The sequence below is a fragment of the Hymenobacter psychrophilus genome, assembly GCF_900107135.1.
Classification (GTDB): Bacteria; Bacteroidota; Bacteroidia; order Cytophagales; family Hymenobacteraceae; genus Hymenobacter; species Hymenobacter psychrophilus.
In genome coordinates, this window is sequence record NZ_FNOV01000014.1 from 47038 (window position 1) to 73319 (window position 26282).

At 63.0% G+C, this 26282-nt stretch carries 23 protein-coding genes; 7 read left to right on the forward strand and 16 right to left on the reverse strand.

Annotated features, from left to right (window positions below; all coding sequences use genetic code 11):
* Nucleotides 1-92: 92 nt before the first annotated feature.
* From BLW21_RS18140 to BLW21_RS18200, 14 genes are all read right to left on the reverse strand, one after another.
* Complete coding sequence (locus BLW21_RS18140; protein ID WP_092743045.1) at nt 93-1451, reverse strand: serine hydrolase domain-containing protein; 1359 nt, start codon at nt 1449-1451, stop codon at nt 93-95.
* Nucleotides 1442-1894 carry a MarR family winged helix-turn-helix transcriptional regulator gene (locus BLW21_RS18145; RefSeq protein WP_092743048.1) on the reverse strand — a complete coding sequence of 151 codons (453 nt, stop codon included), beginning with the start codon at nt 1892-1894 and terminating at the stop codon, nt 1442-1444. The genes BLW21_RS18140 and BLW21_RS18145 overlap by 10 nt, the downstream gene beginning before the upstream one ends.
* A 505-nt stretch (nt 1895-2399) precedes the next feature.
* Complete coding sequence (locus BLW21_RS18150) at nt 2400-2786, reverse strand: hypothetical protein (RefSeq protein ID WP_092743051.1); 387 nt, start codon at nt 2784-2786, stop codon at nt 2400-2402.
* Between the two features lie 227 nt (nt 2787-3013).
* Nucleotides 3014-5026, reverse strand: a complete 2013-nt coding sequence (locus BLW21_RS18155) for a WG repeat-containing protein (protein WP_139255303.1) — start codon at nt 5024-5026, stop codon at nt 3014-3016.
* Nucleotides 5027-5251: 225 nt separating this feature from the next.
* The gene (locus BLW21_RS18160; protein WP_175471039.1) at nt 5252-7213 is read right to left on the reverse strand and encodes an NHL domain-containing protein; all 1962 of its coding nucleotides are present in this window, start codon (nt 7211-7213) and stop codon (nt 5252-5254) included.
* 926 nt (nt 7214-8139) lie between these two features.
* Entirely contained in the window at nt 8140-10809 is a 2670-nt protein-coding gene (locus tag BLW21_RS18165; protein WP_092743061.1) for a PAS domain-containing protein, read from the reverse strand.
* Between the two features lie 69 nt (nt 10810-10878).
* Nucleotides 10879-11943 (reverse strand): chemotaxis protein CheB, encoded by a 1065-nt coding sequence (locus BLW21_RS18170; RefSeq protein WP_092743064.1) that lies wholly within the window; start codon nt 11941-11943, stop codon nt 10879-10881.
* A 21-nt stretch (nt 11944-11964) separates the two neighbouring features.
* Nucleotides 11965-13236, reverse strand: coding sequence for a cation:proton antiporter (locus BLW21_RS18175; RefSeq protein ID WP_092743067.1), 1272 nt, complete (start codon nt 13234-13236; stop codon nt 11965-11967).
* Nucleotides 13237-13551: 315 nt separating this feature from the next.
* A complete protein-coding gene (locus BLW21_RS22160; RefSeq protein ID WP_092743070.1) occupies nt 13552-13830 on the reverse strand; it encodes a DUF2147 domain-containing protein in 279 nt (92 codons plus the stop codon).
* Entirely contained in the window at nt 13815-13976 is a 162-nt protein-coding gene (locus BLW21_RS21620) for a DUF2147 domain-containing protein (RefSeq protein WP_175471040.1), read from the reverse strand. Before BLW21_RS21620 ends, BLW21_RS22160 begins: the two co-directional genes overlap by 16 nt.
* Nucleotides 13977-14048: 72 nt before the next feature.
* Complete coding sequence (locus BLW21_RS18185) at nt 14049-15167, reverse strand: fatty acid desaturase family protein (protein WP_092743072.1); 1119 nt, start codon at nt 15165-15167, stop codon at nt 14049-14051.
* Nucleotides 15168-15328: 161 nt separating this feature from the next.
* Nucleotides 15329-15628, reverse strand: a complete 300-nt coding sequence (locus BLW21_RS18190) for a hypothetical protein (RefSeq protein ID WP_092743075.1) — start codon at nt 15626-15628, stop codon at nt 15329-15331.
* 227 nt (nt 15629-15855) lie between these two features.
* Nucleotides 15856-16173 carry a hypothetical protein gene (locus BLW21_RS18195; RefSeq protein ID WP_092743078.1) on the reverse strand — a complete coding sequence of 106 codons (318 nt, stop codon included), beginning with the start codon at nt 16171-16173 and terminating at the stop codon, nt 15856-15858.
* A 202-nt stretch (nt 16174-16375) separates the two neighbouring features.
* On the reverse strand, nt 16376-16699 hold the full coding sequence (locus BLW21_RS18200) for a YbbN family protein (protein WP_139255304.1): 324 nt from the start codon (nt 16697-16699) through the stop codon (nt 16376-16378).
* Nucleotides 16700-16893: 194 nt separating this feature from the next.
* Here BLW21_RS18200 and BLW21_RS18205 point away from each other — a divergent pair, with 194 nt between their 5' ends.
* The 6 genes from BLW21_RS18205 to BLW21_RS18225 all read left to right on the forward strand — a co-directional run bounded on the left by BLW21_RS18205 (nt 16894) and on the right by BLW21_RS18225 (nt 23335).
* Nucleotides 16894-18603 carry a sensor histidine kinase gene (locus tag BLW21_RS18205; RefSeq protein WP_092743084.1) on the forward strand — a complete coding sequence of 570 codons (1710 nt, stop codon included), beginning with the start codon at nt 16894-16896 and terminating at the stop codon, nt 18601-18603.
* Nucleotides 18578-19630 (forward strand): response regulator, encoded by a 1053-nt coding sequence (locus BLW21_RS18210; protein ID WP_092743087.1) that lies wholly within the window; start codon nt 18578-18580, stop codon nt 19628-19630. Before BLW21_RS18205 ends, BLW21_RS18210 begins: the two co-directional genes overlap by 26 nt.
* Before the next feature lie 398 nt (nt 19631-20028).
* The gene (locus tag BLW21_RS18215) at nt 20029-20388 is read left to right on the forward strand and encodes a phosphoribosylpyrophosphate synthetase (RefSeq protein WP_092743090.1); all 360 of its coding nucleotides are present in this window, start codon (nt 20029-20031) and stop codon (nt 20386-20388) included.
* A gap of 416 nt (nt 20389-20804) precedes the next feature.
* Nucleotides 20805-21620, forward strand: coding sequence for a YsnF/AvaK domain-containing protein (locus BLW21_RS18220; RefSeq protein WP_092743093.1), 816 nt, complete (start codon nt 20805-20807; stop codon nt 21618-21620).
* 88 nt (nt 21621-21708) lie between these two features.
* Entirely contained in the window at nt 21709-21846 is a 138-nt protein-coding gene (locus BLW21_RS21625; protein WP_175471041.1) for a hypothetical protein, read from the forward strand.
* 220 nt (nt 21847-22066) lie between these two features.
* Entirely contained in the window at nt 22067-23335 is a 1269-nt protein-coding gene (locus tag BLW21_RS18225; protein ID WP_245711958.1) for a DUF2254 domain-containing protein, read from the forward strand.
* A 181-nt stretch (nt 23336-23516) separates the two neighbouring features.
* Here BLW21_RS18225 and BLW21_RS18230 read toward each other — a convergent pair whose 3' ends face one another.
* Together BLW21_RS18230 and BLW21_RS18235 are read right to left on the reverse strand one after the other, a co-directional pair.
* A complete protein-coding gene (locus BLW21_RS18230; RefSeq protein WP_092743099.1) occupies nt 23517-24113 on the reverse strand; it encodes an OmpA family protein in 597 nt (198 codons plus the stop codon).
* 102 nt (nt 24114-24215) lie between these two features.
* On the reverse strand, nt 24216-24479 hold the full coding sequence (locus BLW21_RS18235; protein ID WP_092743102.1) for a hypothetical protein: 264 nt from the start codon (nt 24477-24479) through the stop codon (nt 24216-24218).
* Between the two features lie 683 nt (nt 24480-25162).
* On the opposite strand from BLW21_RS18235, the gene BLW21_RS18240 reads away from it, so the two are divergent.
* Entirely contained in the window at nt 25163-26095 is a 933-nt protein-coding gene (locus tag BLW21_RS18240; RefSeq protein WP_092743105.1) for an alpha/beta fold hydrolase, read from the forward strand.
* Nucleotides 26096-26282: the final 187 nt, after the last annotated feature.

Sequence of the window (26282 nt, forward strand, 5' to 3'; positions counted from 1 at the left end):
CAACTTATTTCAAGACAATAAACCTGATTTTTCGCTCTCAATATCGATAGGAGCATTTTGGCTTACCCACTTACCCCACTGCTGGCCGCTTGCTAGCGCTTGCCGGGCTTACGGGTTTTGCGGAAGGTTTCCCTAACGCCACCTTTCGTTAGGATCAGCGCCTCCACTTTACCGGCTTTCGTTGGCAGAAATTCCACGGTGCGGTCGGGGTTTTGCTGGCTGTAAAATTTGGTGGGGGTTTCCGCGACCAGCGGCGTTTCCAGGTCCTGGAGGTAGAGTTGGCCGTTGGCGTACAGGATGTGGTGGGGGCCGTAGTGCCCGGCGTAGGTGAGCGGCACGGGGGGCGCGGCTGGCATTGGGCGGTGCTCGTAGGGTACTTCCACCGGTTTGCCAAACAGGATGCCCGCCAACCCGTAGCTGATTATGTGCGACTCGGCCTCGTTGTTTGACAGCACGATGACCACGACCTCGTCCTGGGGGTAACGGTCCAGCGTCGTCATGGCACCGAAGTAACCGCCGCTGTGGGTGAGCAGGTGATGCCCGAGGTTGTAATAGGGGTCGATGAAGACGCCGTAGCCGTAGCGGTCCAGGAAGCCGCTACCCCCAAACTGCTTGTTGTGCGGGGTATTCATGAGCGCCAGCGAGGCCGACGAGAGCAGCGTGGTGCCGCGCAACGCTTGGCTTAGCCGGAGCAGGTCGCCGGCCGTGGCGTACAGCCCGTCGTGGCCCACGTTCACGTCCCAGTTGATATAGGGGTTCTTCACCAGCGCCGCGCCTTCCCGGTAGTAGAGCCGGGCCAGGCCAGGCACCAGCGTGGTGTTGCTCAGCAATCCCGTCTGGCGCAGACCGGCCACGTCGAGAATATTGCGCTGCAGGTAGGTACCGTAGCTCAGACCCGAGGCTTTTTCAATGATCAGGGCCAGCAGAAAGTAGCCCACGTTGCTGTAGCCAATCCGGGCACCCGGGGCAAACTGCACGGGCTGCCGTCGGATGAAAGCCAAAGCCGAATCCTTCGTTGCATCCGTGTGCCTCAGGTACACCTCTTCAAAATCCAGCGCCAGCCCTGCCGTGTGCGTCAGCAGCTGGTGCAGCGTAATGGCGTCCCCGTTGGGCATTCCCGGCACGTACTGGCTGAGCTTGTCGGTGAGGCGCAACTGGCCGCGCTCGGCCAGCTGCAGCAGGGCAATGGCCGTAAACTGCTTGGTGATGGAAGCCAGCGCAAACCGGGTATCCGGGGTGTTGGGCACCTGCCATTCGGCATCGGCCAGGCCATAGGCCTGCTGCAGCAGCACCGAGTCGTGCCGCGTGACCAGCACCACCCCGGCAAAATGGTTGACGGCCTGCTGCCCCTGCATGTAGGCCGCCAGCTGCCGGGGCACCCCGGATTGGGCCTCACTGCTGCCGACCCGGCCCAGGCTCAGCAGCAGCACTAGTAAAACCGTTAGACGCATAAGGACGGTGTAGCGCAGTTGATAATAATCTTCTGCAGGGTGGCGTGAAACTGGGTCAGCTCGGTTTCGGTGAGACCCTGCAGCGCGGTTTGCTGGTTCAGGGCAATGGTGGCAGTCAGTTGCTCCAGCAGCTGCTGCCCTTGGGGGGTAAGGGTGAGGCTGAACTTGCGGCGGTCGGAAGCGTGCAACGCGCGGGCGACGAGGTTTTTCTGCACCAGCAGCTCCAGCATGCGGGTGAGCGAGGCTTTATCCTTGAAAACCAGCTCCGCCAGCTGCTGCTGACTCAGCTCCGGGTGTTTATTGAGCACTACCAGCGTCAGGGCCTGATCTACGGTCAGATTGGCGGCGACCCGGTCGATGTTCTGCTGGCAGAGCCGCCGGTAAGCCTTAATGGCCTGCTCCAGCGTGTAGAGGGCTGTTTGGGTGGGGTTGTCTGGTTTCATATTCCTATTATCGTTGATGCAAATATAGTATACATATCAACAAAATAAGCATTTCATCATGTTTCCTCGGCTGCCATTTGTCTAGCGCATTGATGGCCTTGGTTAGAAGTTTGGTCCAAAAGTCGCATTTGGCAGCTAGCAGACTCCCCTTGTGTACCGGAAAGCCATCAGGAGCGCCTAAACGGTATAAACCTGTTCCGGACACCACTTTTTAGACAACTCAAGGACTGAGCTAACGATAAGCTTGGTAGCACCCGAAAAGGGCCGTTTTAGTGCCTCTTTGCCCAATTTAGAAGCTCGCGCATGGGGCAAATGCGACTTTTGGACCGAACTTTTAATCAAGGCCATTGTAGCGGAGGAACGTAACAGCTCCACACAGCTGTCGAACAGAGATTCCCAAGCTTACTTGACCAAGTTTCAGGCCCTGGCCATATGCGAGACACTCAAAGTCGCTTCTTTCCATGATAGACGGCTAATTCAATAACCAGGAAAAAACCGGTCTCTCTTACTCTGTGGAAAGCTTTCGCCAAGCGCAGTCGGGTAAATCCTTAATCAGCCATAGCTGGTCGCCTTCCCGTTCGAAGCTGGCAACAGCGGCCCGGTTCAGTCCACAGCGGGAGTGGGGATCCTGCCAATAGCGCAGCACCAGGTATTCGTGGCCCTGTCGGGTTTCTAACTCCCAGGTTCCTGAGTGGTCAAAAACCGTGGCGCCCCGCCGGTAATGGTAGTGAAACTGGTGGTTGCGGGCCACGCGAACAGATTCCGCTACGTCCGGCTCCTGGATCAACGGCACGTAATCGCCACTTATCTCGCCCGCACTCTGACAGCCGGCGAGCAGGCCGATGCTGAGTGCCAGAACGCGGGTTCTGCGCAACGCGAAGAGAAAAAGCATACACGAGCAGTTACTAGGAGGTAAATGAAGCGGCCGTAGCTGGTTGGCTCGGCTAGGGCAGAAGGCCGCGTCCGGCAGCAGAAGTGCTCAGCCGGTCCCCGGAATGCCTGAATTCGGGCTGAGAGATGTCTCCATTTTCGACCGCGGCCCATGCCAATGGCCGGCGTACCCTATTCTGCATTGGCTTAGGCAGCGTATGCGCCTAAGTACGTGGAAAAACGGGCCGCTTACTGCGTGTATTCCTTGCCAAAGCAGTCCAGCCACACCTCCTGGCCACCGGTGGTCGCCGTAGTAATACCCTGGGAAAAAGGCTGCACGTTGGTGTACTTGAAGGGCGTGAGCAGCTTTCCCTGGTAATCCAGAACGGCGTAGCTGGTGCCGTTGGACACCCAGAGTACTCCGTCGCTGGCCGGCCCTACCTGCGTTACGCCGGCCGGCAGAATCTGCTGGCCTTTCTCATTGACGAGCAGCATCCCCCGGGTAGAAGGGGCCAGAGGCTTCTGGGGGGTAGAGGTGGTTACCGGTTCGGTGAGCCACTGCAGCAGCGCCAAGCCCGGCGCCAGGATGTCTACCTTGTAGACCTTCTTGCCTTCGGCCTGGTAGTCGGTCAGGTTAGCCCGCACGCGCCCGTTGCGCCCCAGCACCAGTCGGCCATCAGGTTTTCTGCCTACGAATGTGCGACCCGGTCCATGGGTAACCCAGGTGTACTCCAACGGCACCACCACCTGGCCCTGGGCCGTGATCAGGCCCTCGAGCTTCTTCTTTTTGACCGTAAACAACGAATCAGGCTGGTGAGGCAACACCTCGTCATAGGCCGTGCTGAGCGGCACGGCCCACCGGCCGGTCGTGTCCAACAGGCCGGTTTTGGAAGCCGTGCGCACCTGATAGTAGCGCCCCCCGTAGGCAGCGGACACTCCGGTAATCTCTTCGTCGAAGGGTTTCTGACCACTGGCCAGGATCAGTTGGGGCCGGGTTTCGTAGGAACTCTGGTAGGAGAAGATACCATGGCCCAGGTAAGCGGGGGCTTGCAGGGAGGCAACGGCCATACCGGTGGGCCCCTGCGGCCCGTAGCAGACGTAGCGAAAGACAGTCGTGTGCGTGGCCGAGTCGCGGCTGGCTTCCAGCGCCAGGGAATAGTGCTGATCACCGGTCGGGTATACCTGCGGGCTGCGAGCCGGGATGAGTAGCCGACCCTGGTAGAGCGCACCGCGCTGCGGTATCTGGTGGGGGCCCAGCGGGGGCAGCTCCACCACCGTCCAGCGGCCGTGTTGCTCCAGTCGTTCGTAGAGCGGGGGCGTAATTTCCCGGAACGTGGTATCTAATAGGCCCCAGCGCTCTTCCCATTTACCGTTGGGAGCCGCCCCCACCCGGGTGCGCTGCATCACGGCAATGTAGGGGTCCGACTGGTGACGGGTAATCTGCTTGTACTTGCCAAAGGGCACCACCACCCGGTCGTGCACGTCCACGGCCGCCGCACTCTGCCGCTCATTCGACCAGCCTGCCCAAAACCCGCCAAAGTATTCGCGGGCAATCGTGTCGGCGTGGGCCTTGCTAAGCCAGGTTACCCGACCTGTGCGGTCGATAGCCCCCTGGCGCCGGTCATTCATGGACACGGGCGCGTAGCCCTGCCAGTACCTGCCGATGTGGTGAAAGGTGGGGGGCACCACTTCCCGCAACTGCGCATCAACCAAGCCAAGCAGGCCCGGTAGCACGTACTTGGCGTCCTGCATACTATATGAGCCAGAGGTGGGCTTGGTGGTCAGCACCGAGTCCGGCAGCTTCACGATGGCCAGGCCCTCATGCCACTGCTCCTGGATAGAAGCGTACGGTGTCGCGCGCAGCAGGTGGCCCACGGAATCAAAGAGCGTGATGGTGCGCCGGCCGGTAGCCACCACCGTGCCATTGGGGGCCGGCGTGAAGGTCTTAAAGTGACCGAGTTCCTGGCCCTGCTCGTTGAGCAGGATAACGGGTAAAGGCCCTGCCTGCGTTGTATACCAGAGGTGGGGCGCGCGAAAATAGCGCTTGATGGGCTTGGGGTAGCGGGGCTCGACCAGCACCTTACCCTGCGGGCTCATCAGGCCCCAAGCGCCCTCGCGCCGGAAGGGAATGGAGGCTACCGTGATTCGCTGCTCAAAGCGAGTCGGCCCTGGCAAGGATTGTGCCCGGGCGGACGGGGCCAGAAAGCAATAGAATAAGCTGCTGAGCAGTGCTGGCAGCAGGGTAAGCCGGGAATAAGGCATAGAAGATACTGCGCCTGCCTACTCCATAAGATACGAAGGCGCTGGATAATGCGATGGTTGGGTGGGTTGCGCTTCGAAAGTACGCATCTTGCCAGCTCCCGACAACTTCCCTCCTTACGCCCCCTCCACTCTCTACCTGCCATCCTAGAAGATAGGGTGCTGAGAACCGATGCGGTGCCGTGGGGAGAAGGCAGACACGAAGGCTGAACAGCAGGCTATCAGCCTTTAGCGCACCACGCGAATCGTTGCGTTACCCCAATCGGCAATGTATACCGCTCCATCCGGCCCGACGGCTACGCTCCGGGGCTGACTCAAACGGCCGGCTGGCCCTTGGCCGTCCGTGCTGCCCTGCTGGCCCGCCTCACCCACCAGCGTCGTCACTACCCCGGCGGGCGACACCCGGCGCACCGTGCTGTTGAGCAGGTCGGCCACGTACAGATTGCCCTGGCGGTCCAGGCTCAGTCCCGCCGGCAGCCGGAAGCGCGCGGCGCGGCCGGAACCGTCGACATCGCCCGCCCGGCCGGGCTCCCCCACCCAGACGCTCACCTTGCCGGCCGGGGTGATGCGGCGAATTACGTGGGCCGGGCCGTCGCTTACGTACACGGTGCCGGTGGCATCCACGGCTACGCCCGTAGGCGTGCCCAGCAGCGGATCCCGCGGCCCCATATAGACGGGTAGTTTGCCGACCAGGGTGCTTACCTGTCCCTGGAGGCTGATTGTACGCACCAGGGCGTTGGATTCGTCCACCACGTAGAGCGTGCCGTCCGGACCCACCGCCAGGTGGGAGGGATGATTGAACCGGGCCTCCGCCGCCCTGCCATCCACGGCGCCGCCCTCACTACTGGGGAGGCCCGCCAGCAGGCTGATGCTCCCTTGGGGCGTAATCTGGTAGATGACATTGCTGCTCGCCTCCGAGACATACACGATGCCCGAGGGCGCCACGGCCACCCCGGTAGGATGGTGCAGATACACCGCTCGGGCCGGGGCACTGGAGCGCTCCAGGCCGCCGTACAAGGTGCTGACCTCCCCATCGGGAGCAATCTTGCGGACGGCCATGTTCCCCCCTTCAGCTACGTACACGGTGCCGGCCGTATCGACGGCCACGGCCTCCGGGGCGCGGAATTGCGCCGTAGCTCCGGGGCCGTCGTCGCCACCCAGGCGCACGGGTGCCCCTGCCCAGGTGCTCACCTGCCCCTGGGGCGAAATCCGGCGAATGCAGGAACCCAGCTCGTCGGCAATGAAGAGGGTGCCGTCGGCTCCCCGGGCCAGGCCGCGCGGCAGCAGGAAGCGTGCGGTTGCCACTGGCCCGTTACGGGAACCTGTTTGGTCGCCCTGGCCGGCCAGGGTCGTAACCTGCCCGGCCGGCGACACCCGCCGAATTACGGCATAGCGCACGTCGGCCACGTAGAGCGTCCCATCGGGACCCAGGGCCAAGCCAGTGGGATTGCCAAGTTGGGCAGCCGGGCCGGTGCCGTCCTCAAAGCCGCCTTCGCCCGCGGTTCCTACCCAGTCACGTACGTCACCCTGCGGGGAGATCTTACGGATGACGCCCTGCCCATCGCCCACGTAGCCAGCGCCGGTTGGGTCGAATACCAGGCTTACCAACTCATACCCCCGGAACCGGGGCGCCTGACTGGCAACGGCCAGGTACTGCTCGCGGCTGACCCAGGTGCGCACTGCACCGGTTACCGGGTGAATCCGGTAAATACAGCCCTGGTCTTCATCGGTCACGTACAGGTCCCCGCCCGGCCCCCAGGCAATGCTGGTTGGCTTTCGCAGCGGTGCAGAAGATGAAATAGCTTCGGCCGCGGAACGAGAAAGTGCTGCCGGCACGCCTACTAACGTACTAACGATGCCCGCCGAGGTGATTTTACGGACAGCGTGGTTGCCCTGGTCCGCCACGTACACCGTACCGGCCGCATCGACTACGACCCCCACTGGCTGGGCAAACCGGGCCTGCGGTCCTATTCCATCGGCGTATCCAGCGTTACCAGCCTGACCGGCCAAGGTGCTGACGACTCCCGTAGCGCTGATTGTGCGAATGGTTGAGTTCTTAGTGTCGGCCACGTAGAGGGTGCCGTTGGCGCCGAGGACCAATCCCTGCGGCTCGTTGAACCGCGCTTGCAGCGCGGGCCCATCGATGCTGCCGGGACTACCGTTCGGGGGCGTGCCAGCCAGAGTGCTCATTCGGCCGGCATTTGCTAGCCCCGCTACCCTTTGGGCTACTGTTGGCTGCGTAGTCGCTAGCAGGGTAAACAAGGTCAGCCAGCTGGCCAGCCGTGGAAGAGCGAAAGGATACATATAGATGGTAGCCGATAGAGAAGTGTGCCCGCAAAATACTTATCCCACGCCATACTAATCTGCGCTCAGTGGGTAGGCCCCACTCAGTAGGGGAGGTGGTAGCGGCACCCGGCGCGCCCGGTGCGGCTTTTCAGCCGGGAAGCGAGTACTGCACGGTGTGTCGCTCTCCTGCTCCTGTAGCTATCATCCCGGGTAGCCGGCTGCCTCATCTTTGTCGCCCATTATTCGAAAAGTTGCGTTGACAGTCCTGGCAACCGTGGCAGTGTCTTGTGCGTCGATATATATCCAGAAGCAAACCTAGTGGGTGGGCTGACGGCTATGAGGAGTTGCTGGTGTTTGCGGTCGTCCCACTGACTTATATGGCGCTACTGGATAGGCCGACCGGATTGCTGATACGGGTCAGCATGTTTTTGATCTTACCCGATAAGATTCATTCGGCCTAACCGGTGCTGGATGGAGCCTCATGAAACTTGATAAGCTCTCCTACGATATATAGCGGTTTGGAGTGCCTCATAGCATTGTTAACGTTCATTCGCAGCCCGTTGCAAGCAACCATAAGACCTGATAAGCCGCAGTTGGAACTCCTGCTACGGTACGATAACGGGCCCTTATCGAACCCTATTCTGTAACTGCTTAAATCACCGGTTTAAGGGGGAGAAAGCTGTCAACATTTTTTAGGACGAGACAGCTGGTTGGCAGAAAGAATGGCTTCCACTTAGTCCGCCCAGTCGCACAGTGCAGAGGTGAATCTGCGCCAGACAGGGCCGCACGCTACTACTTCCGGCCGCCCCAAATGGGCGGGAGCAAACCCCTCAGCGCGGAAAGTGCACGGTGAACGTAGAGCCCTGCCCCAACTGGCTGACTACTTCCAGCTCGCCCCCCTCATTCTCTACCAACTTCTGCACCATGTACAGGCCCACGCCCGAGCCGTCGACGTGGGTGTGGAAGCGCTCAAACAACCCGAAGCTAGGCCGGCCGGGGGGCAGGTCCAGGCCCAGGCCGTTATCCTGCACCGCCAGCGCCCAGCGCTGGTCCTGGGCCCGGCACTGCACCCGCACCTGAGGCACGCGGTCGGGGTGGCGGTACTTCACGGCGTTGCTGATGAGGTTGTAGACCACCGAGCGCAGGTTCTTTTCCGTCAGCCGGACCGCGGGGCAGCCGTCCACGTCCACGCTTACCTGGGCACCGGCCTCGGCGATGGGCAGGGCCAGGTCCAGCAATACGTCGCGCACCACGTCGGCCAGGGGCACGAGCGGGGCGGATGCTCCGGTTTCGCCCTGCACGCGGGCAACGGCGCTCAGGTGGGTGAGCGTGTGCTGGAAGCGGTCCACCGAATCGTGCAGCATTTCCAGCAGGTGAGCCACCGGCACCGAGCGGTCGGAAACGGGCAGTTCCTCGCGCAGGGCCCGGAGCAGGCCGTCGAGGTTGTTGAGCGGGCCCTGCAGGTCGTGGGAGGCCGTATAAACGAACGTGTCCAGGTCGACGTTGGTGCGCGTGAGCTGCTGGTTGGTGTCGCCCAGGGCATCGTTACGGGTGGCCAGTTGCTGGTTGAGGGCCTGCACCTGCTGGCGGGCCCGCACCTGGCTGGTCACGTCGTAGGAGAAAACAATCAGCCCATCAACCATGCCCTGCTCGTTGCGGCGGGCCTGGTAGGTGAAAGTCCAGTAGATTTCCTCCAGCGGCCCATCCGTCTGGCGGGCCAGCTGCAGCGGCAGCTCCTCGGCCACGTAGGTGGCACCCGTTTCGTACACCTGGCGGCACAGACCGGGAATCTCGGTGTCGGCCAGCTCGGGCAAGGCGTCGAGCAACAACTTGCCCAGCAGCTCCCGGCCGGGGAAAATCTGCTGATACGCCGGGTTGACCAACTCAAAAAGCAGGTCGGGGCCGGCCAGGATGGCAATGGCCCCCGGCGCGACCATGAACAGCTCATGCAGCTGCTGCCGTTGGCGCGCCACCTCAGCCCGGGCCGTGACCTGCTCCGTGATGTCGCTGATAAGACAGTAAAAGCCCACCACCTGCTCTTGCTGCACGTCGGGCACGAAGCTGGTGCGAACGTGCTTGACCAGGTCGTCGCGGTAGGCCATGCGGGCCTCAAAGTCTACCCGTTCGCCGGCCAGCGCCCGCGCCATGTAGGGCGCGTCCGCCGCATAGGCCGCCTCGCCTACCACCTCGCGCACCAGTTGGCCCCGCAACTGGTCTACCGACTGCCCGAACCAGCCCGCGTAGGCCTGGTTGTTGAACTGGTAGCGCCGCTTGCGGTCGACGTAGGCAATGAGCGCCGGCAGCGCATCGGTTACCAGCTGCCGCTGCCGGGCAATATCTTCCCGCTCCTGCCGGGCCAGCACCTGCTCGGTTACTTCGTAGGCAAAAATCAACAGGCCCGTAATCCGGCCTACTCCGTCGCGGGTGGCCTGGTAGATGTAGGTAGCAAATAGCTGGTCCAGTTGGCCCGAATGGGTGCGGTCCAGTGTTACCGGTACGTCGGTTCCGGTGTAGGTTTCACCCGTACGAAACACCTCGTCCAGCTGATCGAAAAAGGGCTGTCCTTCCAGCTCCGGCGCGGCCTGGCGGAAGGGCCGGCCCACCAGCTCGCGGTGGCCGAACAGGGCTCGGAAGTTGTCGTTGGCCAGCTCTACCACGTGGTCGGGGCCGGTGAGCACGGCCAGCATGGCCGGCACCTCGGTCACCAGCCGGTGCAGGCGCAGGCGCTGGGCCTCGGCCTCGGCGCGGGCCGCCTCGGTGTCCTGGAGGCTGTCGGTAATGGTGTCAACCAAGCCGTCATTGGTGAGGCTCAGCTCCTCGTTGAGCCGCTGCACGGCCTGCTGGGCCCGGCGCAGCTCGGCGGCCTGGGTACGCAGCTCCGCGTTAGCCACCACTAGCTGCTCATTCGTGCTCCGCAGCTCTTCGTTGCTGACCAGCAGCTCCTCATTGCTAACCTGTAATTCCTCGTTGGTTACGTCCAGCTCCTCGTTCGCCACGGCCAGCTGCTCATTTACTATAACCAGCTGCTGGGCCGTGCTGGGCGGGGGCATACTGCCGGCCTGCTGCCGGGCGCGCACGTGGGCACTCACGTTGTAGGCAAACAGCAGCAGGCCCGTCACCGTGCCCGCCTCGTCGCGCGTGACCTGGGCCATAAAGGTGAAATATACCGGCCCGCCGGGGCCCGGCTGGGTGGCATCCTGGAAGGCGACGGGCTCGTGGCCGTGGCAGCTGGTGCCGGTGCGGTAAGCCTCGTCGAGCCGCCCAAAAAAGGGCTGGTCGACCAGCTCGGGCAGCGCCTCGGCCAGGCGCAGGCCGGCCAGGGGCCGGCTGCCAAACAGCTGCCGAAACAGCGCGTTGGTCACCGTCACCTGGTGGTCGGCTCCGGCCAAGTGGGCCAGGCCGGCGGGCGAATCGCGCACCACCGCGTCGAGCGACTGGGGCGGCCCCGCGGCTTTCGCCGGGGCAGCGGGGGTGGCGGCGGGGCGTACGTTTTGGGGCATAGCTGACAAGGTAGCTGAACGGTAGCGGGCAGCCAACAATGGCGGGCCGTAAGCCAAAAGGTAATAGCGCTACGCCAGCTCTTTCTGGTAGAACTGCAGGTCTCCGCTCAGGGCCTCGTGCTGCAGAATGGAATCGTGCACCAGCCGGGCCCGCTGGCCGGTCTCGGCCGCCTTACGCAGAAACAGGGCAGCTACTTCGGCCTGCTTTTCCGTTTGAAAATGCGCGCCCAGGTTTTGTAGCAGGAGCTGGGTTTCCTCCAACCCGCGCAACGACTGGTAGAGCAGGCTTTCCACCGACTCGGTGACTTCGCTCAGCAGCGCGCTCACGGTGTAGGCGTGGCCCGTATGGCAGCGGTAGCGAATCAGCTGGCCCTCGATGAGCTGGGTGAGCGCGCCGTGGCACTCGGGGCAGGTGAAGGGCGTCAGGTGGCCCTTGTCAATAATACCCAGCTCGAAGCCGCCGCCCTGCTTGGCAATGGTCACCTCAATTTGGAGCAGGTCCAGCTGGTCGGCGGGCAGCTCCGCCGGGGCGGGGGCAGGCTCCTGGGTCAGGCGGACCAGTAAGGAGCCGAGCTCCACCAGGGGCACGAGGTAGTCAGCCGTCACAAATTCCAGGGCGTTGGTGGGCATGGCGGGCTGCTCGGCGTCGCGGGGGTCCTGCACAATGGCCAGCCCACCCATGCGCTGCACGCTCCACAGCCCGGAAGTGCCGTCGTCGAGGTAGCCGGTGAGCACCACGCCCAGTACCCGGGGGCCGTACGTGTAGGCTGCCGAGCGAAACAGCGCGTCGATGGAGGGCCGAAACCGGTTTTCCTTGGGCCCCCGCGTCACCAGCACCCGGTCATCTTCCAGTAGTAGGTGGTGGTCGGGCGGGGCCAGGTAGATGACGCCCGGCTGCACCACTTCCCCGTTTTCCGGGTGCTTGGCGTGGAGCGCCGACACCGAGTTAATCAGCTGCGGCATGATGCTGGGCGAATCGGCGGCCACGTGCAGTACCACGAAAATGGGCGCCGGAAAATCCGTCGGCAGCGTTTTAGCCAGGGCCAGCAGCGCCGTTACGCCCCCGGCCGACGCGCCAATGACGACAACATCGCGGAGGGGCTGGCCGGTTTTAGGAAAGGAGGGAGTTGCCATAGAAGTCAGGTGCGAAGGGTGTTACGGGGCGGCGGTGTCGGGGGCCGGGCCGGTGCTCAGGCCCAGCCGTTTCACCAGCGGCCCGATGGTGAGTCCCTGCACGATGATGCTGAAGATGACGACCACGTACGTGACGCCCACCAGCAAATCGTAGTGGGGCATGGCGTCGGGCAGCGACAGGGCCAGGGCCACCGAAATCCCGCCACGTAGCCCGCCCCAGGTCAGCACCCGCAGCATTTTTCTGTTAAAGGGATAATAGCGCTGGAGCAGCACCAGGGGCAAACCCACCGCCAGCCAGCGGGCCACCAGCACGACGCCAATGGCTGCCACGCCCACGAGCAGGGTAGTGCGGCTGATGTCGAGAATGAGCATTTCCAGCCCGATGAGCACGAACAGCATCGCGTTGAGAATCCCGTCGAGCATCTCCCAGAACTTGTCGAGATACTCCTGGGTCACATCCGACATGCCCATTTTCCGGCCTTTATGGCCCACAATCAGGCCCGCTACCACCATGGCCAGCGGCCCGGAGGTATGCAGCGTCGTGGCCAGGGCGGTGCCGCCCATCACCAGGGCCAGCGTAATCATCACCTCCACCTGGTAGTCGTCGATGCTGCGCAGGGCCCGGTAGGCGACGTAGCCCAGCCCCGCGCCCAGCACCAGGCCCCCCACTGCTTCCCGCAGAAACAGCTCCCCGATAACGCCGGGCGTAGCCCTGGCAGCCCCGAACCGGGCAATCTGCAGCAGGCTCAAGAACACCACCACGGCCATGCCATCATTAAACAGCGACTCGCCCACGATGCGGGTTTCCAGCCGCTTGTTCACGCGGGCCTCCTTTAAAATGCCGAGCACGGCAATCGGGTCGGTGGGCGAAATAAGCGCCCCGAACAGCAGGCAGTAAATGAAGTCGATGCGCAGCCCGAACAGCGGCAGCAGGTAGTAAAAGGCGCTGGCCACCAGGGCCGTGGACAGCAGCATACCGACCGTGGCCATGGCCCCCACAGCCAGGCCCTGCCGGCCCAGCGCGCGCACATCCACGTGCAGGGAGCCGGCAAAGAGCAAAAAGCTCAGCATCACCTGCATCAGCACGGTGTGGAAGTCGAGGCCCCGCACCAGCTCGCCGGCTTGCAGCACCCAGTTCACGCCCAGCTTGCCCAGCCCAATGGCCAGCACCGACGACACCAGGGCCAGGATCATCAGCCCGATAGTGCCCGGCAGCTTCAAAACCCGGTGGTTGAGATAGCCAAAAACGGCGGCGACCACGAGCAGCAGCGACAGAGAGTTGTATAATTCCATCGGGAGGCACGGGTGAGGCAGGTTTTACTAGATGCGGCTTAGCCTTCTTACGCAGCGGTGGAAAGTATGGGCGGGGGCACAATGAAAGGGCCGTGTGGGGGTCTACCCGCATGAAAACGCTGGGTATTAAGTAGCCGCAGCGGCTACCCTAGAGCGGTTCTCAGGTTGCGGTCCAGGGTGTAGAGACGCATCTTTGCGTCTCGTCGTTCGCGCCGTTGGATCGTTACCGTTCAACGACAAGACGCAAAGATGCGTCTTTACATCCGACTGAACATACCGTTTGCGAAACCGATATACCCGTCTAATTTATTGGGTTTATTCTTTTCTCTTTAAGTACTGCGTTTTTCCTAGAACTGAGAGCCAGGAATAAGCTTTTATTTTAAGCTTGTTAGGCTCTATTAGCTTCAAATAGCACTTATACACTTCCCCTGTTTTCGGATTTAAGATAGTTCCACCATCAAACTTGTTTCCATTTTTTTCAATGCCTTCAATAATATCCAGCCCAACTATGGGTTTGTTTTTATTATCTCCAGTGCATTTTTCACAGGTGCCATTTCCAGACGTATCGAAGTTTTCAATTATTTGGCGGAATATATTTCACTTTCTTTTTCAATTTTAATTACTCCATTTACGCCATTTTCTTTTTTGTCTCCATCATAGGTCTCCCATTTTCCCAAAATAGTCTGTCCATTGGCGGTAATGCTGAAAGCCAGCAGCAAAAGTAAAAAAGTGTGTTTCATGATTAGTGGTGTTATTTTCATTGAATGATCTGCGTGATTTTTATTCGCAAAGCTTCACGGAGCACCGCAAGCCTACGCGTGCACCGCTACCAGCCGCGCCGGTTTCACGGCCACGGGCGGGCGGCCCAGGCGGCGCAGCAGGCGGTAGTGCGAGCGAAGGGCGGCCCCGAAGGTGGGGTTTTCCAGGTAGGGCAACCCAAATTCGCGGGCCGTTTGGCGCACGATGGGGGCCAGGGCCGGGTAGTGGATGTGGCAGACGCGGGGAAACAAGTGGTGCTCGATTTGGCGGTTCAGCCCCCCGCAAAAAAAGCTGGCCAGCCCGCTGTGGGGCGCGAAGTTGGCCGTCGTCTGCAACTGGTGCACGGCCCAGGCGTCCTGCATCGTGCCGCTGCCGTCGGGGGCCGGGAAGCTGGTGCCCTCCACCACGTGCGCGAGCTGAAAAACCAGGCCCATCACCACGCCTTCCACCAGGTGCAGTACCAGAAAGCCGAGCAGCACCTGTTCCCAGGGCAGCGGCAGCACCAGCAGCGGCAGGGCAATAAAGAACAGGTAGTACAGGGCCTTGTAGAAGAACAGGTTGAAATACTCGCGGCGCGGGTGCCGGGCCGCGTGCTGCCCGATTTTAGCCTGAAAGAACTTCACGTAGTCCTTGCGGAAAATCCACGACAGCGACGCCAGCCCGTAGAGCGGGAAAGCGTACAGGTGCTGGAAGCGCTGCCAGGGCCGCCACTTGTCGTCGGGTGCCAGACGAATCAGGCCCGGAGCCACCTCAATGTCCTCGTCGTGGCCGGGAATGTTGGTGTAGGTGTGGTGCACCACGTTGTGGGTCAGGTTCCACACGTAGGGGTTGGCCCCCACCAGGTTGAAGAGCAGGCTGAATACCCGGTTAACCCGCTTATCGGCCGAGAAGGACCCGTGGAGAGCATCATGACAGATGTTAAAGCCGATGAAGGCGTTGCAGGCGCCCAGCAGCCCGGCCAGTACCAGCCGGGAGCCCGGCCCGACCGGGCTAAACAACACCAGGCCGTAAAGGACCACGAAACACGCCAGAAAGAAGACCGTTTTGGCCCACATGCGCCCGTTGGCGTGCCGCGAAAGCTGCCGCGACGTAAAATAAGCGTCTACCCGCTGGCGCAGGGTGGCGTAAAAAGTAGCGTCATGCTTGGCAGAGAATCGGAGAGTGGTAGACATAGGGAAGTATTGGCTTAGGGTAGTAACAGCTCGCGCTTACCGGCGCTCCAACCGGCACTCGCCGCTGAAGAATTTGGGCGACTCACAGCGTATTATGGGCTGTTGGAAGTCCTTCTGCGCACGGAGCCCCGGCGGCTGGGAACGGCCATGCCGGGCACTGCTTACCCGTTTAAATCGAACACCGCACCCAGCGCCAGGCCATGCAGGCAGCGCTGCAGCACTGGGTGCACCTGGCACAGCCGGATACCCGTTCCGCGGCTTCGGAGCACAAGCAGCTGCGAAACGAAGTGGCACACGCCCCGCGGATACGTCGCGGCCAGCCCCCAGCAGTCGGCGGACAGGTGCGCCGGCGGGGCAACCAGCAGCAAAGCCAGATTCCTGGCCGTCAGGTCCGCCAGGTAAACGGGCGCTGGCCTTACGGCGGTGGCAGGTAGGGCTCCGGTAGGAAAGAAGGCCTTCATAGCGGAAAGAATAGCAGGGGGTGAAGCGTCAAATAAGTGCGGTGCGCGTCGTTGGGCCCGGGGCCACCACCAGCCGTAAGGGGGATGCCGTAGCCGCCCACCACAAATGAACAGCCCACACCGGCCGAAACGCCTTTGGGGCGTTGGTGGGGTGGTATGGGTTGCTTGGTCGCGGGGCATAGCGGTTTCAACATAGCTGAATGGGTGTTGAGAGGTAAAGACCTAATTCAGCGAAAAGCGCCGACCGAGGCACCTGGCGCAACCGGGGCCGACCGGCTGCTGGTCGCCGCCTCGTCAAAGCGCCCGTTCTCGCGCTCCACAGACGGCGACTGGCGGCCCCGCCTCAGCGAGGCCACGCGCACCAGCAGCCCTATCGCGGCCCCGATGACAACCACGAGCAGCAGGCCCAGCACGGCGGGCTGGGTGAGGGTTAGCCCTTCGGCGGCGGCCGGAACTTGAGCCAGCAGGTTGCCCGACCGGGCGGCCAGCAGTAACCCCAGCAGCAAACCGCCCTGGGCAGCGGTGCTGAAAGGCAGGTTTTTCATAGCAGAATAAACAAGGAAGGGGGCACCCGTAGGCAGCCAGGGGGGCAGCAGCTAAGGCAGCCCGGTACCGAGCAAGGAATTTCCGCTGCTGCTGCCGGGCAGGTCAAAAGTAGGGCCGCCCCCCCCTGCAATGCCTTGATGCGCCTTATGGAATCAGATAATCCTCCTCATGCCCGGCTCCCAAAGCAGGCGGCCCCTCTGGCTATGGGCGGGCCGCCGGCCGCAGCCGGTTCAGCAGCTGCTTGGCCAGCAGCTCCCCCTCGGGCAGGCCCTGCTGCCGCCACAGCTCCTGGCCCTGCTGCACGAGCACGCACAGGGGCAGCCCGGCTGGCCGGAAGCTGCGCACCACGTCGGGGTGGCTGGCCTCGTCCACGACGAGCACGAAAATAGCGGCCCCCAGGCGGCGTTGGAACGCCCCCAGCTGGAGCTGGGTCGCCTCCACGCCGTCGCCCCCCACCAGTGGCAGCAGCACCAGCAGCACGGCGGCCGCGAGGGGAGGAAGGGAAGTGAGGGGGGAAGATGGCATGCAGGAGGGCCCCGTGAGGGGAAGAACTTAAAGGTAGGCCACCATCGGGGCCGCTCCAATGAGGTATGTTATGCAGCGGACTAATGCTCGTTATGCCGGCTGCCGGGGCAGCAGCAGCGGATAAGTGGCAGCGTATCAACTATGTTCTCTAGCTTTGAAGCTAGTCGGGCTGGTGCCGGCTTTTCCGCGTTTTTATGATGGTTCCTGTTTCCCTGCTGCCCCCCGCCAACGCGACCTTTCCGGCCGAGCTGCTGCCTGCGCTGCTCGACGTATCGGTGGCGGCGGTGCTGCTGCTGCGCCCGGTGTACGCGCCCGGCGTGGAAGACGGCGTGGGCGCACCGGCCGATTTCGGGGTGGAGTACCTGAGCCCGGCCGCCCGGCGCCTCTGGGAGCAGCCCGCGCCGCCGGGGCACGGTAGCCAGCCATACTTCCCGCTGCTGCAGGCCCGCGGGGTGCTGGATTTTTACCGCCGGGTGTTTGCGACGGGGGAGCCCGGCCACCACCAACTGCCCGACCAGGCCGATGACTTCGACAGCTATTACCATCTGGCCGCCCAGCGGCAGGGGCCGTGGCTGCTGGTGAGTTTCACCGACACGGCCAACCAGCCCCGCAGCGCCATCGAGCAGGCCCTGCGCGAAAGCGAGGCCCGCGAGCGGGCCGCCCGGGCCACGGCCGAAGCCCAGCGCCTGCGCCTGCTGGGCCTCATTGGGCAGGCGCCCGTGCTCATCGCCCTGCTGCAGGGTCCCACGCACGTAATTGAGCTCACCAACGAGGGCTTCCGGCGGGCCTTTGGCCACCGCCCGCTGGTGGGGCGCACCTACCGCGCGGCCGCCCCCGAGTTGGCCGACCAGCACCTGTTCGAGCACCTCGACGCGGTGTACCGCACGGGCGACTCCTTCCGGGCCAGCGAAATGCTGGTCTACCTCGACCAGACTAACTCGGGCCAACTCGACCCGTTTTACTACAACTTCGTTTACCAGGCCACCCGCGAGGCGACCGGGGAAGTGAACGGCGTGCTCATCATGGCCACCGACGTCACCGCGCTGGTCCTGTCCCGCCAGCGGGTGCAGGACCTCAACGAGGAGCTACGCCTGAGCAACGTCGAGCTGGAGCGCCAGGTGGCCGACCGCACTCACGCCCTGCTCGTCACGCTGCAGCAGCTCGAACGCCGAGGCCGCGAAGTAGCTCAGGCCCTGGTGGCCGAGCAGGCGCTGGGCGAGCTCAAATCGCGCTTCGTGAGCATGGCTTCGCACGAGTTCCGCACGCCCCTGACGGTGGTGCTCACCTCCGCCGAGCTCATTGCCGACTACCCCGCCGCCGACCAGCAGCCCGCCCGCCTGCGGCACGTAGCGCACATTCGCACGGCCGTGGAGCACCTCAACGACCTGCTGGAAGAGTTTCTGTCGGCCGACCGCCTGGAGGAGGGCAAGCTCGTGGCCCACCCCTCCGACTTCGACCCGGCCGCGCTGCTGGCCGAAACCGTGGCCGCCGTGCAGGGCCTGCGCAAGGCGGGCCAGACCATTGTGGTGCAGGCCTGCGCCGGTGCCATTCGGCTCGATGATTCGCTGCTGCGCAAAATTCTGCTCAACCTGCTCTCCAACGCCCTGAAGTATTCCGGCGAAAACGCGGTGGTGACCGTAACCATGGCGTGCCGCGATGAGCAGGTGCGGCTCATCGTGCAGGACCAGGGCATCGGCATTTCCGAAGAAGACCAGGCGCATTTGTTCGAGCGGTTTTTCCGGGCCGGCGATGCCACCGAGCAGCCCGGCACCGGGCTGGGGCTCTTTATTGTTGCCAAGTACCTGGAACTGATGGACGGCCACATCGCCCTGCACAGCGAGTTGGGCGCGGGCACCACCTTCACCGTTACCATTGCCTATGCCGCCGACCATTCTGCTGATTGACGACCACGCGCCCATCCGCGAAAACACGGCCGAGCTGCTCCAGCTGGCCGGCTACGCGGTACTGACCGCCGAAAACGGCCAGCTGGGCGTGGCCCTGGCCCTGGAAACCCGGCCCGACCTGGTGGTGTGCGACATTATGATGCCGGTGCTCGACGGCTACGGCGTGCTGCAGATTTTCAACCAGCACCCCCAGCTCTCGGGCGTGCCCTTCATCTTCCTGACCGCTAAAACCGAGCGCGCCGACCTACGCCGGGGCATGGAGCTGGGGGCCGACGACTACCTGACCAAGCCCTTCAACAAGGCCGAGCTGCTGAGTGCCATTGGCAGCCGGCTAGCCCGCTTCCAGCACCTGCGCCCCGACTACGACCTGCAGGCCGGGGGCTGGGCCGAGTTTCTGGCCGATGCCCGCGTGGTGGGGCAGCTCGATGAGTTGACTGCCCAGCAGAAAGTGCACGCCCTGCGCAAAAAGCAGGACATCTTCCACGCCGGCGACGAGGCCCTGCGGGCCTACCTGGTGCGCAGCGGCCGCGTGAAAACCGTGCACAGCACGGCCGCCGGCAAGGAGCTGATTACGGAGTTCTACGGCCCCGGCGAGTTCTTCGGCTACCTGCCCCTGCTCGATGGCACGCCGCATTCCGACACGGCCGTCACGGTCGAGGAAACCGAGCTGGTGTATCTGCCGAAGGCTGATTTTCTGGCCCTGCTGCTCGCTCATCCCGAGGTAAGCCAGCAGTTTATCCGGCTGCTGGCCGGCCGGGTGCGCACTCGCGAACTGCAGCTGCTGGGTATGGCCTTCGACTCGCTACGTCGCCGCGTGGCCACGGCCCTGCTGCTGCTGCATGCCCGCGCCGACGCCACCCCGGCGGCGGGCATTACCATCAGCCGCGAAGATTTAGCGGCCCTGGTGGGCACGCCCCCCGAGTCGCTGAGCCGCACGCTCAACGAGTTCCGGCAGGAGGGCCTGGTGGAGCTGACGCCCGGCAACGTGCGCCTGCTGCACCCCGACAAGTTCCGCCGGGTCACCTGATATAGGCGTCGCGGGGGAGCGGGCGCGGGAGCAGCCCGCTGGTCGCACCGTTTCGATGCTGTTGTTCAACGATGGGTGAGGGCAAGCCCCGCATTCCCCCTTCGTTTTCGCGGGCCACTTCGCAATCAGCCTGCTCGCTGCCGGGCGGCAGCGAACAGGCTGGTTGCTATTTCGGATCAGCTTAAGCAAGCTCATGGGGAGCCGTAAGCCAGCTCATAGCGCGCCGGCTATGGGCCCGAGTATCTTTGAATCGTGCCAACCAAGGCGTTTTTAGCCCTGGTTGGCTACCCCCGTTCTCTGGCTGCTGCTGTGGGGTCTCTTCCGGTCGGCCGGCCAAGCCGCCCCGGCGCATCGCGGCGGCCCCGGTCCATCCTTCTCCCCACTACTATATGATACACATGACCACCCTTTCGCAGGTGTTGAATGGCCTGAAAAAGGAAGGCTACACCGTTGACTTCAATTTAGAAGACAACTGTCTGGTCTGCCACGGTGACTCCCTGCAGATTTCCCCGAACGAGTTTCTGGTAGATAAGCACTACCGATTCGAGGGCATGTCGGACCCCGGCGATGCGGCCGTGGTGTATGCTATTTCCTCGGCGCGGCACGGCGTGAAAGGCACGCTGGTAAATGGCTACGGTATTTCGAGCGAGGCCCTGAGCGCGGAAATGGTGCAGGCACTGCGCGAGAATCCGGCCTTTCCCGCCACGCCCGCTGCAACCGCTGACCCCGCCAAGAAATCCAACGAGGCGACGGTGTAGTGCCTTCCCGGTACCCGCCCGCTCGATGCGCCCCTGTTGCTGCTCGACCTGGACGGGGTCCGGACCCAAATCAAGCAGGAGCCATCCTGGCCCGGTAACGACCGGAACGCGCTAATGCTGCTTCAGTCGGACGGGCGGCCGCCTTCGTTTCCCGGGTAGCAAAAAGGCTATTAGCTTAAGCAAGCTCATGGCCCGGCATAAGCTACCTCATAGCGCGCTATGTGCTGATTACCATATCTTTGAGCTATGCCAACCAAGGGTCATTTGCCCTGGTTCGCTGCCCGCCTTTTCACTTGCCGGCCACCGGCTGTGGGGGGGGGCTTCTATCTGCCAGCCAGGTCCCGATCGGTGCCTGGTAAGGACCGCGCCTACTGCTTGCGCGGTTCAATTCACCTCATTCTTTTCCTATTTCTGCCATGAAAAAGCAAACCGTAGTTGGCATCTTCAACACTGCTGCCGAAGCTCAAAAAGCTGTTCAGCAACTCCAAAGCGCCGGTTTCGAGCGCGACTTCGTCGACATGTCGCAGGCCATACCCGGCACCGGCACCAAGTCTGGCAAAGACAGCCAAGACAGCGACGGCGTCAGCGGCTTCTTTAATTCGCTCTTTGGCGGCGACAACGACGAGGCCCGCACCTATGCCGACGTAGCCCGCAGCGGCCACTCGGTAGTAACGGCGCACGTTGATACCGCCGAGCAGGCCCGCAAAGCCGCCGATATTCTCGACAACGCCGGCGCGCTCGACGTGAACAGCAAAGCCGCCGAGTACGGCGTCAGCAACAACGACACGGCCGGCCGCGATAAGCATCAAAAGCAGGACAAAGGCCAAGGCAACGGCCTGACGGCTAAGGTTATCGAAGAGAAGCTGGAAGTGGGCAAGCGCACCGAGCAAACCGGCGGCGTCCGCCTGCGCTCCCGCATTGTCGAAAAGCCGGTGGAAGCCAGCGTCCGCCTGCGCCAGGAGCATGTCACGGTGCAGCGTACCCCCGTAAACCGCCCCGCGACGGATGCGGATTTCAAGTCCTTTAAGGAAGGGGAAGTAGCCGTAACCGAAAGCGCCGAGCGCGCCGTAGTGGCCAAAGAAGCGCACGTGGTCGAGGAAGTTTCGCTGGGCAAAAACGTCACCGAGCGCGAGGAAACCATCCGCGAAACCGTGCGCAACACGGAGGTGGACGTAGAGCAGATTCCGGGCAAGATGAACCGTAGTGCCGCCGGCCAGTCCAAAAACGCTTAATATATTATTTTTCAATTGATTATAAACCTGATTCGGCTGTGGCTACCCGCCACGGCCGAATCCGTTTCCCGGAAACCATAGGGCGGGCATGCCGCGCCCCACCGACTGCACCGTTGCCGTGAGCGTGAGGATGCCGCGCCACGGCAAGAGCCACACCGAAGCGAAGCAAATCGTGGACAACTGGTCTGCCACTGCCAAGCAGCCCCGGGCCAAGTATGCCGGATAGAAGACCCAGGTTGCCCCGCAGGCCCGCGAGGCTGGAGATGCCGCCGCCCAAGCCCCCGACTTTTACGAACGGCGCTTGCCGGTGCCCTTTGCTAAGGCAACATTGACCATCGACCAGGTGTGCGCCTTGCGCGCTACGCGACCTTCACGCGCTGTTTACCCTGTTTTTTATGAGCTGATTACGCGCCCTGTGGCAGCATCTGAATGGCGGCCTGTGGTTTGTGCCCACGCTGATGGTGGCCGGCACCACGCTACTGGCCTTTGCGCTGATACTGACGGAGCCGCTGCTGAACCATGTCAGCCTGCTAAACTACCCGCTGCTGTTCGGGGCCGGGGCCGACGGGGCCCGGGGCATGCTCACGGCCATCGCGGGGTCGATGATTACGGTCGCGGGCCTGATATTCTCGCTCACGCTGAGCACGCTGGCGCAGGTATCGAGCCAATACACCTCGCGGGTGCTGCACAACTTCATGCGCGACCGGGCCAACCAGGTGGTGCTGGGATTCTTCGTGAGCATTTTCGCCTACTGCATCATTGTGCTGCGCACCATCCGGGGCGGCGACGAAGGCCGGTTTATTCCTTCCCTGGCCGTGGGAATTGGGCTGTTGCTGGCGCTGATGAGCATTGGGGTGCTGATTTTCTTTATTCACCATATGGCTTCCTCCATCCAGGCGGGCAACATTGTGCGCAATGCCACCGAGGAAACCGAGGCGGCCATTACGCGCCTGTTTCCCGACGAACTGGGCGAGGAGGCCAGCGACGCCGAAGTAGAAGAACTGCTCCGGCAGGCGGGCCAGCTGACCTGGCAGCCGGTGCTTTCGACCGCCATGGGCTACGTGCAAAGCATCGACGAAGACGGCCTGCTCGACCTGGCTTGCGCGCTGCCCGGCGTGGTGCGCCTGGAACACGGCATCGGCGGGTTTGTGGCGCGGCGGGCGGTGCTGCTGTCGGTGGCGGTCTACGCGGGCAGCCCCCTGGCCCTGCCTACCGACCTGACCGACCAGGTGAATGCCCTGTTTAGCCTGAGCAGACAGCGGACCATTGAGCAGGACGCGGAATTTGGCCTGCGCCAGATGGTAGACATTGCCCTCAAGGCCCTCTCGCCGGGCATCAACGACACCACCACGGCCATTATTTGCATCGACCACCTGGGGGCGCTGCTGGCGCAGTTGGCCGACCGGCAGTTGCCCCGGCCACTACGGGTGGCCGGGCAGCAGGTGCGCCTCATCGCCGTACGCCCCTCGTTTGAGGGATTCGTAACCAGCGCCTTCGACCAGATTCGCGTCAGCGCCGAGGCCAACCTGCGCGTGTACCTGCGCTTGCTCACGGCCCTGGCCACGGTGGCCCAGCGCACCCAGCATCCGCAGCGGATAGCTACCCTGCTGCAACAAGCCGACCTGATTTCGGAAGCGGCGCAACGCACGCTCGCTACCGCTTACGAGCGCGACCAGGTCCGCGAGCGGCGCGCCGGCCTGCTGCCGGGCGGCTAATTACCAGGGCGTCTCCCGGCACGAGCTACGGCGGAGGTGCCGGCCTTTTACCTGTTGACAACGGGACGGAACCCGTATGCTTTGCCTCCTGAACCAGCATTGCCTGCATAGCAGTCGTGGGCGTGGCCGCAGGTGCTAAACCCACGACCACGACCACGGCTCCTATACGGGCGACGGGCTGTTAGCTCTGTATCACCACAATTTCTACCCGCCGGTTGTCCTGGCGGCCGGCGGCGGTTTCGTTGGTCGCTACCGGTTCGGTTTGGCCCTTCGACTCAATGGTGATTTTACTTTCATCGAATTTGCCGTTCTTCGTTAGCCAGGCGGCCACCGCCTGGGCCCGGTCGCGGCCCAGGTCTTTGTTATAGGCTTTGCCGGCCCGGGAGTCGGTGTAGCCGTACACTTGAATCCGCACGGTGCCGTCTTTCATCCGGTTGCGGATAGATTCGGAGACCTTGGCTAGCTTTTCATCAGCGGCCGCGCGCAATTTTGCCTGGTCGGTATCGAACAGAATGTCCTGTTCCATAGCGTAGACATTGCGGGCGTCGGAGCCGCGCATTTCTACGTCGTAGTTGCGTAATCCGGGCTCGTTGATTACTGGCTCCCGGTCATACGAATCGGCATTCCAGGGGCGGTTTTTGTCGTACACCACTGCCGTGTCGTTGGTTACCATCTCGGAAACGCTGTCGGCATTATCAATGCGGTTGCCGGTTTCGCTGCAGGCCGACAGCATCAAAACGCCTGCGAACAAAGAGAATACCAGTTGGTGCTTTTTCATGTTTTAGGGGAGTTGGTTTAATGGTCCTAGCCCTGGAATCACGGCGGCCAGCAGCAGCGAAAGGCTTTCACCGCTGACCGCCGCTGCCTACGTATGCCGGGGCTAGGCGTAGGGCTGATGGTCGTTATCGGGCTTGTCGAGGTTGCGGTTGGGGTGGCGCAGGGGGGCGTTGGCACCGGGCTCGTCGGGGCCGTCGGTGTACTCCTTGCCCAGGTCCAGCGTGTCGGACAGCTCATCCAGGTCGGGAATGGTTTTCACGCTGGCTTTCGAGAGGCCCTCGCCAGCCGGAATGCCTTTGGCACTGCGCGTTGGCTGGCGGGGAATTACGGGCTGCTTGTTATCGGGGTTGATTGGGGGCTTTGACATGGCGGAAGGTAGTTAGAAGGTAAAAAGTTGATTTAAAGCCGCCTGGATTGCTCCTGAGCAGGCTGAACCAAAAGTAACGGCCCCACCTCCCCCCGACAATGTCGAAGCTTATCCCCGGGCATGAGCTTTGTCAAGTGCCGCCCGCGCCTTGTGGCACCGCCGCCACGCGGAGCGGGCCTGCCAATGCGCCTAGCGCAGCTTCTCAGGCTCCAGCACCCGAATGGTGTTCGGAGTCAACGCAATGAATCCGTCGTGCTTAAACTCGTTGCGCGTGCGGCCACGCGGGCCGGTTACTGGAGGCGCGGCAGCTGCTACCGGGCGAGGCGGCCTCCACGCTAAAAGCGCATTATCGATACCGCATGTCGGGCCAGTTGCTGCACAAGAAGCTGGCTCCCGGTGGCAAGCTGGAACAGCGGCATTTATGGCGGGGCCAACCATCGCACCGGAGCCGACTACCTGTCCCAGTAGGAGGAGAGCGGCCAATGGAGTGTCGAGCAGCAGCGCTATGAGGTGGATCTGGTGCGCTACGACGAGCACGTCAATATCCTCTATTTAACAAATAGAGCGCATTTAGCGTCGGACCGTTTTCTTGAATATGAGACGGAACCAGAGGGCCGGACCAAGAAGGTGAGCCGTTTCTTACGGTCCTGCGTTCAGGTATTACACTATCTTCTTCTTTCGTTATGAATCTGCACTTCGTTCGCCGCGGCACCGGCCGCCCCCTATTACTGGTTCACGGCCTCGGCGGCAGCTGGCGGTCCTGGAACTCCCTTATCGATACGCTGGCGGCCGAGCGCGACGTCATTGCCGTGGACTTGCCCGGCCACGGGCAGACCCCGCCACTGTCCGGCATCCATTCCATCGGCACCCTGGCCGATGCGGTGACCGACTTTCTAACCCGGCACGAGCTGCTCGGCATCGACGCCGTGGGCAGCTCGATGGGCGCGCGGCTGGTGCTGGAGCTGGCCCGGCGCGGCGGCGTGCTCGGCGCAGTGGTGTCGTTGGATCCGGGCGGGTTCTGGCAGGGCTGGCAGATTCCAGTTTTCTACCACTCGGTGTCCCTGTCCGGCAAGCTGGTGACGGCCCTGCAGCCGGTGATGCCCGCGCTGGCCGGTTCGGCCGTGGGGCGCACCGTGCTGCTGCCGCAGTTTTCGGCCCGGCCCTGGGCCGTGGACGCGCAGCTGGCCCGCGACGAGATGTACAGCTTCGCCCATTCGCCCGCCTTCGATGAGTTGCTCGACCAGCTGGCGCATGGCGAAGTGCAGCGGCCCGCGGCCCAGGGCAGCATTACCGAGCCCCTGGTTATTGGCTGGGGCCGGCAGGACCGGGTGTGCCTGCCCAGCCAGTCGCGCCTGGCGCTGGAGAAGTTCCCGGATGCGCGCCTGTATTGGTTCGAACACTGCGGCCACTTTCCGCAGTGGGACCAACCGGCCGAAGCCGCGCGCCTGATTTTGGCCGTGACCAACCGCGAGGCCATCCCCGAGGCGTCCATGGCCCGGGCGAATCCTGCAAAAGCAACGCCTGGGCTGCGCCCAGCAGCCATCGTGGGGGCCTCGCTGGCGCTGCTGGCCGGCGGCCTCTGGCTGTGGTTAGGGCGGCGAAACCCGCAGCGCTAGCCCGGTGAGTACTGCGTGCAAGCAAATTGGTGGCTCCCATTACCGCATAAAAAAGCCCAGGTCCTGCGAAGGCCCCGCCTAGCGACCGGTAGGCGATTCATGGTCCTGAGTCTGCCCTGTGGAACCGCTCCTTTCTCTGTACAATCCAAACAGGGGCAGTGGGGGAGTAAAAGCCGCACTGAGCAGG

Coding starts and splice junctions, on each gene's coding strand:
- BLW21_RS18140 (WP_092743045.1), bottom strand. CDS start 1,451: ATGCGTCTAACGGTTTTACTAGTGCTGCTGCTGAGCCTGGGCCGGGTC.
- BLW21_RS18145 (WP_092743048.1), bottom strand. CDS start 1,894: ATGAAACCAGACAACCCCACCCAAACAGCCCTCTACACGCTGGAGCAG.
- BLW21_RS18150 (WP_092743051.1), bottom strand. CDS start 2,786: ATGCTTTTTCTCTTCGCGTTGCGCAGAACCCGCGTTCTGGCACTCAGC.
- BLW21_RS18155 (WP_139255303.1), bottom strand. CDS start 5,026: ATGCCTTATTCCCGGCTTACCCTGCTGCCAGCACTGCTCAGCAGCTTA.
- BLW21_RS18160 (WP_175471039.1), bottom strand. CDS start 7,213: ATGAGCACTCTGGCTGGCACGCCCCCGAACGGTAGTCCCGGCAGCATC.
- BLW21_RS18165 (WP_092743061.1), bottom strand. CDS start 10,809: ATGCCCCAAAACGTACGCCCCGCCGCCACCCCCGCTGCCCCGGCGAAA.
- BLW21_RS18170 (WP_092743064.1), bottom strand. CDS start 11,943: ATGGCAACTCCCTCCTTTCCTAAAACCGGCCAGCCCCTCCGCGATGTT.
- BLW21_RS18175 (WP_092743067.1), bottom strand. CDS start 13,236: ATGGAATTATACAACTCTCTGTCGCTGCTGCTCGTGGTCGCCGCCGTT.
- BLW21_RS21620 (WP_175471040.1), bottom strand. CDS start 13,976: ATGAAACACACTTTTTTACTTTTGCTGCTGGCTTTCAGCATTACCGCC.
- BLW21_RS18185 (WP_092743072.1), bottom strand. CDS start 15,167: ATGTCTACCACTCTCCGATTCTCTGCCAAGCATGACGCTACTTTTTAC.
- BLW21_RS18190 (WP_092743075.1), bottom strand. CDS start 15,628: ATGAAGGCCTTCTTTCCTACCGGAGCCCTACCTGCCACCGCCGTAAGG.
- BLW21_RS18195 (WP_092743078.1), bottom strand. CDS start 16,173: ATGAAAAACCTGCCTTTCAGCACCGCTGCCCAGGGCGGTTTGCTGCTG.
- BLW21_RS18200 (WP_139255304.1), bottom strand. CDS start 16,699: ATGCCATCTTCCCCCCTCACTTCCCTTCCTCCCCTCGCGGCCGCCGTG.
- BLW21_RS18205 (WP_092743084.1), top strand. CDS start 16,894: ATGATGGTTCCTGTTTCCCTGCTGCCCCCCGCCAACGCGACCTTTCCG.
- BLW21_RS18210 (WP_092743087.1), top strand. CDS start 18,578: ATGCCGCCGACCATTCTGCTGATTGACGACCACGCGCCCATCCGCGAA.
- BLW21_RS18215 (WP_092743090.1), top strand. CDS start 20,029: ATGACCACCCTTTCGCAGGTGTTGAATGGCCTGAAAAAGGAAGGCTAC.
- BLW21_RS18220 (WP_092743093.1), top strand. CDS start 20,805: ATGAAAAAGCAAACCGTAGTTGGCATCTTCAACACTGCTGCCGAAGCT.
- BLW21_RS21625 (WP_175471041.1), top strand. CDS start 21,709: ATGCCGCGCCCCACCGACTGCACCGTTGCCGTGAGCGTGAGGATGCCG.
- BLW21_RS18230 (WP_092743099.1), bottom strand. CDS start 24,113: ATGAAAAAGCACCAACTGGTATTCTCTTTGTTCGCAGGCGTTTTGATG.
- BLW21_RS18235 (WP_092743102.1), bottom strand. CDS start 24,479: ATGTCAAAGCCCCCAATCAACCCCGATAACAAGCAGCCCGTAATTCCC.
- BLW21_RS18240 (WP_092743105.1), top strand. CDS start 25,163: ATGAATCTGCACTTCGTTCGCCGCGGCACCGGCCGCCCCCTATTACTG.